At 71.6% G+C, this 1,940-nt stretch carries 1 pseudogene; it reads right to left on the bottom strand.

Annotated elements, in window-relative coordinates:
- Window positions 1–192: 192 nt before the first annotated feature.
- Window positions 193–1,940 (bottom strand): annotated as a pseudogene (locus ACGFYV_RS37000) (hypothetical protein); the annotation flags it as partial.

The following is a 1,940-nucleotide window of genomic DNA, read 5'->3' as shown; positions in this document are numbered from 1 at the left end:
TACCCCGCCGAGCTCCCCGAAAGCGCCCCCGCGCTACCCAACACCACCAACACGACCTCGGGCTGACCGGCTACACCACCAGAAGGGACGCCATCAATATTTTGCCCAAGCTCGCCGCGCTGAGCTTGGGCAAAATACTTATGGGCACCGCCACTTCGGGCGGAGGTCCGGGGGGAAGTCGCCCCGGAGCTGTCACAGCAGGTCCTCCTCGCCCTCCAGCGAACCCCACGCGTCCTGGTGCTGAACGAGCAGGCGCGCGATCCTGTGTTCGGGCGACTCCTCCGCTTCCGCCCCCTCCTGGTCCTCGGCGTCTCCCAGTTGAGGAGCCTGTTCGGATTCAGGAAGATCGTCGGACTCGGACTCCGCCCAGCTCGAGAACACCTGGACCGGCATCGTCGTCGAGCTGGGGCCCGTTCCCGAGCGGTCAGGCTGCCAGGTGGCCATCCTCGGGGCGGATGCGGCCGGCGCCTCCTGTTCGCCGGTCCAGGTCTCCTCGTCCTCGCCGGAATACCGGAACGCGGGGCCGTCTTCCTCCTCTTCCTCCCCCTCACCCGTTGCCGCGGACGACCGCAGCAGCGGGATGAGCGGATCCTCGACGACGTCCCAGGCGGCGAAGTCCTCCGCCTCCGCAGCGACTTCGCCGGGCGTCAGCGCCACCTCGGCGTCGGGAACGCCGTCGGGCGCGAAGGCGTCCTCGGATGCCCGGCCGACGCTTCCGCCGGGGGGCGCGGGCGGCTCGGGATCTGCGCCGAACGGCGCCGAAGCCGACGCCGATGCCGATGCCGATGCCGTGAAGAACGCAGCGCCCTCCTCCTCGTCTCCTGACCGTCGGTGTGCCGCGGCGGACCGGCCGATCAGAGCGGCCTGTGCCCACAGTGCGGCTTCGGCTGTCTCGTCCCAGCCACGGCTCAGCGGGCTGCCCTCGGCTCCGGCTCCGGCTCCGGCTCCGGCTCCGGCTCCGGCTCCGGGCGCGAACGGTGTGACGGCCGTGCCGGGCTCGGCCGGATCGTCGGCAGCGGTGTCGGTCCAGGCCGCTACCTCCCTGTCCGCCAGACGGGAACTCCCGCTGCTCTCCTGCGCGGTGCGCGCCCGCTCACCGGGCGGCGCCGGCATGAACGGGGGGATGACGGGTGCCGTCGGTACTGCCGGTGAGCCCTCGCCGCTGTCGGGGAGAACCAGCCGGTCCGCACCCCCACCGAATGCCGCGCTCGGCTCGCCCAGGTCCTGGTCGAAGTCGCCGGACCACGCGTCGGTGGTGGCGTCGAGGAGCCCGGACGCGTCCGACGGATCCCCGGCACCGCTCTGGGCACCCCCGGCACCAGGCGCACCACCCATCCCGGGTGGCATGAACGGCATCCCACCACCCTGACTCTGAGTGGCGGCAGGATCGACAAGATCGGTCGTCCCGGGAAAGGCCGTGTCCACGGCATCCGGCGTCGACGGCAGATCAAGCCCGCCACCGCCGGGCAGCACACCACCGGCGGACGCGCCCCCACCCACATCACCGGCATCCGGCAGAGCCGTATCACCCGTGAACGGATCGCCATTGCTGTCCAGCAACCCGGAAGCATCCGACGGATCGGTCGACCCACCAGGCGCACCACCACCGGCACCGCCACCCGCACCCATCCCCGGCGGCATGAACGGCATCCCACCACCCTGATTCTGAGTGGCGGCGGGATCGACAAGGTCCGCACTCCCCGGGAACGCGTTGTCGGCGGCGGCCGGGGTCGACGGCAGATCAAGCCCGCCGCTGCCGGGCAGCACACCACCGGCGGACGCGCCCCCACCCACATCACCGGCATCCGGCAGAGCCGTATCACCCGTGAACGGATCGGCATTGCTGTCCAGCAGCCCGGAAGCATCCGACGGATCGGTCGACCCACCGGGCGCACCACCACCGGCACCGCCACCCGCACCCATCCCGGGCGGCATGAACG

The sequence above is a fragment of the Streptomyces sp. NPDC048297 genome (assembly GCF_043201585.1).
Classification (GTDB): domain Bacteria; phylum Actinomycetota; class Actinomycetes; order Streptomycetales; family Streptomycetaceae; genus Streptomyces.
The sequence above is the reverse complement of the archived record's forward strand: the minus strand, read 5'-3'. Positions and strand labels throughout refer to the sequence as shown.